This window comes from Cellulomonas iranensis NBRC 101100 = JCM 18110 (assembly GCF_001552375.1).
GTDB classification, from domain to species: Bacteria; Actinomycetota; Actinomycetes; order Actinomycetales; family Cellulomonadaceae; genus Cellulomonas; species Cellulomonas iranensis.
In genome coordinates this window covers 1-5,041 of record NZ_BCRB01000147.1, presented here as the reverse complement: position 1 = coordinate 5,041, position 5,041 = coordinate 1, and the positions used below count along the sequence as shown (strand labels likewise).

The following is a 5,041-nucleotide window of genomic DNA, read 5'->3' as shown; positions in this document are numbered from 1 at the left end:
GCGGGCGGTGCCGCGGCCGGCCCACCCACCGACGCGGCACCCGGACGCACCGGCGCCTCGGCAGGTGCGGGCGCAGAGCTGGCGGGCGCAAGGCCGGCGACGGGGCCGGCAGGGACAGGACCGGCGGGAGCGGGGGCCGCCACCGACGGGTGCGGCTGCACGGGGACGGCGGTCGCAGGAGCGGAGACCGACGCGGACGACCCCGCACCGGTCGGGACCGCCGGCAGCCCGCGCTCGAGCCGGTCGACGCGCGCACCGAGGCCCGTGGTGGAGTCGTCGGCGCTCGGCAGCAGCAGGCGGGCCATGAGCAGCTCGAGGTGCAGGCGCGGCGACGTCGCGCCGACCATCTCGGTGAGGGCGGCGTTGGCGAGGTCGGCCGAGCGGGACAGCTCGGACGGGCCGAGGTGCGTGGCCTGACGGCGCATGCGGTCGAGCTGGTCGGCCGGCACGTCGCGCAGCACGGCGGCGGCCGCCTCGCCCGAGGCGGCGATGACGATGAGGTCGCGCAGCCGCTCGAGCAGGTCCTCGACGAACCGGCGCGGCTCGTGGCCCGTCGCGACGACGCGCTCGACGACGCGGAAGGCCGAGGCGCCGTCGCGTGCGGCGATCGCGTCGACGAGGTCGTCGAGCAGCGACGTGTGCGTGTAGCCGAGCAGCGCGACCGCGCCCTCGTACTCCAGGCCGTCCGGGCCGGCGCCGGCCACGAGCTGGTCGAGCACCGAGAGCGTGTCACGCACCGAGCCGGCGCCCGCGCGCACGACGAGCGACAGCACGCCCGCGCCGACGGGCACGCCCTCGGTGGTGCAGAGCTGCTCGAGGTACGGCACGAGCACGTCGGGCGGCACGAGCCGGAACGGGTAGTGGTGCGTGCGCGACCGGATGGTGCCGATGACCTTGTCGGGCTCGGTCGTCGCGAAGATGAACTTCACGTGCGGCGGCGGCTCCTCGACGATCTTGAGGAGCGCGTTGAAGCCCTGCGGCGAGACCATGTGCGCCTCGTCGAGGATGAAGACCTTGTACCGGTCGCGGGCGGGCGCGAACGTGGCGCGCTCGCGCAGCTCGCGCGCGTCGTCGACGCCGCCGTGGCTGGCCGCGTCGATCTCGACGACGTCGAGCGACCCCGGGCCGCCGCGCGCGAGCTCGACGCACGACGGGCAGACGCCGCACGGGGTGTCGGTGGGCCCTTCGGCGCAGTTGAGGCAGCGCGCGAGGATCCGGGCGCTCGTCGTCTTGCCGCACCCGCGGGGGCCGGAGAAGAGGTACGCGTGGTTGGTCTGCCCGGAGCGCAGCGCCTGCCGCAGGGGGGCGGTCACGTGGTCCTGGCCGATCACCTCGGCGAAGGACTCGGGCCGGTACCGGCGGTACAGCGCAGTCGTCACCCGACGAGCCTACGTGCCGCCGCAGACACGTGGTCCCCGTCGTCCACCGCACCTCCTCACGCCGGTCGGCCCGTGGCCACCTCCCGGACCGCCGGCCGGCCCGACGCGGACCCGCACCGCTCCTGGGACCCGAGACCGGCGCGCCCCGCGGTCGCCGAGGCGACTCGTCCAGCCCGCCCGATGCCGCCGAGCAGCACCGACGAACGCGGGGTTCCGCCGCCCACGGGCCCCGTAGACCGGCAGAACCCCGTGGTCGGCGGCGGGGCGGTGGGGCCGGGTGGCGGCAGGGCGGAGGTCCGGGGCGCTGCGGACCGGAGGCGCGTAGCGTGCGGGCGCGTGGGGCGGTGGCTGCCGGACGCGCTGTCGGCCGCGCGGGGCGTGCTCGCGCTCGCGCTGCCGCTCACCGTCGACCGGCCGGCGCTGCTCGTGACGCTGTACCTGGCCGCGGGGCTCACCGACGCGCTCGACGGGCCGCTCGCGCGGCGCCTGGGCACGGCGGGGCCGCGCGGTGCACGGATCGACTCGGCCGCCGACGTGCTGCTGTTCGTCGCGGCGACGTGGCTGGTCGCGCGGCTGCTGGGCGACGCGGCCGTGCAGCTCCTGGCCGCCGCCGCGGGCGTGGCCGTGATCAAGGTCGCGGCCGTCGCCGTCGGGGTGCGGCGGTTCCGGCGGGTCGTCCCGCGGCACACGGCCGCGAACCGGGTCGCCGGGCTCGCGGTGTTCACGGCGCCGCTGCTCGCGCTCGCCGGGTGGACCGGTGCGCTGTGGTGCGTCGCCGCGGTCGCGGGGGCGGCGGCCGTCGACGAGCTCGTGGTGCAGTCGCGTGCCGCGACACCCGACCCGGACCGCCGCACCTGACACGGGCCGAGCCGCCACGACGCACGCCGGGCCCGCCCCGGCGGAGGGGCGGGCCCGGCGGTCCGGCGCGGTGCGTGCGGCTCAGTCGGCGCGGACGACCGTCTCGGCGAGCGTGCGGCGCAGCAGCGGCCGCGACGCCTCGGTGGCCAGCAGCACGAGCGCGATGCCGACGGCCAGGCTCCCGACGAGCAGCAGCAGCCCCGACGGCGCGGACAGGATGATCTGCCCGAACAGCGGGAAGAACATGACGAACGACGCGAGCGCCGACCCCACCGACGTGAACAGCAGCGGTGCGAGCACCTCGCGCCGGCGCACCTGGTCGAACAGGTCGTCCGGCACGCCCGCGAGGCGCGCGAGCGACAGCTCGCGGCGCCGGTCGAGCACGGCGGCGGCCTGCGCGATCCCGGCCGACACGGCCGACAGCAGGAACGTGATGGCGAGCGTGAGGATCGCCCCGGTGCGGATGTCGGACATCTGCATGACCGCGTCCGGGTCGCTGTCCCCCGCGAGCGACACGAGCGCCGGCACGGCCGTGAGGCACCCGGCGACGAACGACGCGAGACCCAGCCCGCCGACGATCCGCCACATGGCCTTCGGGTCGTCGAGCAGGCGACGCGCGGCCAGCAGCTGCGCGGGCGTGCGGGCGCGGCGCAGCCGCACGCGGCCCATGACGCCGAGCACCCACGGCCCGATCGCGTTCATCGCGAGGAACGCGACCGCGAGCATGCCCAGCAGCATCGTCACGAGGATCGCGGCGAACATCTGGCCGTTCATCGACACGAACATGAACGCGGCGACCGCGGCGAGCGCCACGACGACACGGACGGCGGTGAGCCCCGGCTTCGTCTCGCGCCGCGCGACGCCCAGCGGCGAGACGACGACGCGGCGCAGCGTGACCGCGCCGCTGACGGCGGCGAGCACGGGGACGACGAGCCACGCGAGCAGCACGACCGGCACACCCACCCACAGGTCGCCGACCGTGAACGGACGCCCCTGGAACGGGATCTGCGTCCACACGCCCAGCAGCAGGCCGTACAGGCCCGTGCCGAGCACGGCGCCGACGAACCCCTGCAGCGCGGTCTCCAGGAGGGTCAACCCGACGACCTCGCCGGGCGTCGCGCCGATGAGCCGCAGCGCCGCGAGGCGCGCGTCCCGGCGCGCGACGCCGAGGCGGGCCGCGGCGCCGCCGAGCGTCAGCAGCGGGACGACCAGCAGGATCGTCGCGGTGACGGCGAGCGTCACGTAGAAGCCGCCCATGTCACGGTCGAACTGCGTGACGGGGTTCTCGGCGCGGTCGACGAAGCCGAGCAGCGCCGCGACGACCGACAGCGTGAGCGCGGTCGTGACGGTGAACGCCGTGACGGCCAGGACGGTGGTGGTGCGCGAGTCGCGGCCGCCGGCACGCTGCAGCCGGGGCGCGAGCGCCAGGACGGGGCTGATGCTCACCGCGCACCGCCGAAGACGTCGGAGACGCGCGCGGAGCCCAGGTCGTCGGGCAGCGCGCGGCCGGGCTTCTCGCCCGGGCGCGGGCCGACGCCCTCGCCCGTCGTCGAACCGGGCGGCACCACCAGGCCGTCGCGCATGTCGATGCGGCGGTCGCACCAGGCCGCGACGTCCGCGTCGTGGGTGACGACGACGAGCGACGAGCCGACGGCCCGCGTGGAGTCCACGAGGACCTTCATGACGTCGTGACCGGTCTGCTGGTCGAGCGCGCCCGTGGGCTCGTCGGCGAAGACGACCTCGGGCCGCGTGATGAGCGCGCGGGCGACGGCGACGCGCTGCGCCTGCCCGCCGGAGAGCTCGCCTGGCCGGCGCCCCTCCGCGCCGGCCAGGCCGAGCGCCGCGAGCCACTGGCCCGCGGCGGCCTGCGCGTCGGACCGGGACGCCCCGGTGAGCATCGCCGGCAGCGCCACGTTCTCGAGCGCCGACAGCTCCGACAGCAGCTGGCCGAACTGGAAGACGAACCCGTAGCGCGTGCGCCGCAGCAGCGAGCGCTTCTTCTCCGACAGCGCCTGCACGGGCTCGCCGCGCAGCGTCACGGTGCCGCCGGACGGCACGATGATGCCCGCGAGCACGTGCAGCAGCGTCGACTTGCCGGACCCCGAGGGGCCCATGACGGCGAGCGACTCGCCGTCGGCGAGGTCGACGTCGACACCCGCGAGCGCGGTGGTCGTGCCGAAGCGGTGCACGAGCCCGCGCCCGGCGAGGCGGGGGGCCGCGCCGGTCCACGCGGACGTCACGGGCCGGGCCGCGTCGGGAGCCGTCCCGGTGGCGGGCGGCACGAGGTCTCCGGGGGCGGGGATGGTCGGGTCGGTCATGGCACCCATCGTCCGGCGGGGGCACGTGCCGCCGCGTCCGGCGTGGGTGTCGTCCGTGCGGGGGTGCCGTCCGCCCGCGGGGGGACGGCACGCTGGGCGCGGCACGACCTCGGTCGCACGTCGTGGTGCGGGGCGTCGGGGAGGTCCCGGAGGGGGCGCGGCGCTCACGGCCGGGTCCGCGACGGCGCCTGCGGCCGCGCTCGTGCCCGTGGTCGTGGCCGGGCATGCAAGGACCCCCCGCACACCCGCCAGAGCTCACCTGCCCTTGCTGCCTTCCGGCCCTGGGGGGGTTCAGCGAGATGACGCCGCACGAGGGGTCTGCCCACCACCTTAACGCAGGCGACGCCGCCCCCGGGACCCGGGGCGGCGTCGCGCGTGGTCACGGCGTGACGGGGGGCAGGCGCTGCGTGGGCGGGCCGCCGTCGCCGTCCTCGGGGACGATGCGCTCGGTCGCCGGGCCGCCGCCCGCCGGGCCGGCGCGGCGCG

At 77.1% G+C, this 5,041-nt stretch carries 4 protein-coding genes and 1 other RNA gene; 1 reads left to right on the top strand and 4 read right to left on the bottom strand.

The features are described from left to right. On the bottom strand, positions 1-1,379 hold a 1,379-nt coding region (locus tag CS2_RS17690), incomplete at its 3' end, for a DNA polymerase III subunit gamma and tau (RefSeq protein WP_156442207.1). 336 nt (positions 1,380-1,715) lie between these two features. On the opposite strand from CS2_RS17690, the gene CS2_RS17685 reads away from it, so the two are divergent. Further along, the gene (locus CS2_RS17685) at positions 1,716-2,237 is read left to right on the top strand and encodes a CDP-alcohol phosphatidyltransferase family protein (protein ID WP_070320957.1); all 522 of its coding nucleotides are present in this window, start codon (positions 1,716-1,718) and stop codon (positions 2,235-2,237) included. 81 nt (positions 2,238-2,318) lie between these two features. On the opposite strand, the gene CS2_RS17680 is transcribed toward CS2_RS17685, so the two are convergent. The 3 genes from CS2_RS17680 to ffs all read right to left on the bottom strand — a co-directional run bounded on the left by CS2_RS17680 (position 2,319) and on the right by ffs (position 4,877). After that, positions 2,319-3,683, bottom strand: coding sequence for an FtsX-like permease family protein (locus CS2_RS17680; protein WP_233421255.1), 1,365 nt, complete (start codon positions 3,681-3,683; stop codon positions 2,319-2,321). Next, on the bottom strand, positions 3,680-4,555 hold the full coding sequence (locus CS2_RS17675) for an ABC transporter ATP-binding protein (RefSeq protein ID WP_070320956.1): 876 nt from the start codon (positions 4,553-4,555) through the stop codon (positions 3,680-3,682). The genes CS2_RS17680 and CS2_RS17675 overlap by 4 nt, the downstream gene beginning before the upstream one ends. 225 nt (positions 4,556-4,780) lie before the next feature. Continuing rightward, positions 4,781-4,877: signal recognition particle sRNA small type (ffs, locus tag CS2_RS17670), an RNA gene on the bottom strand. Positions 4,878-5,041: the final 164 nt, after the last annotated feature.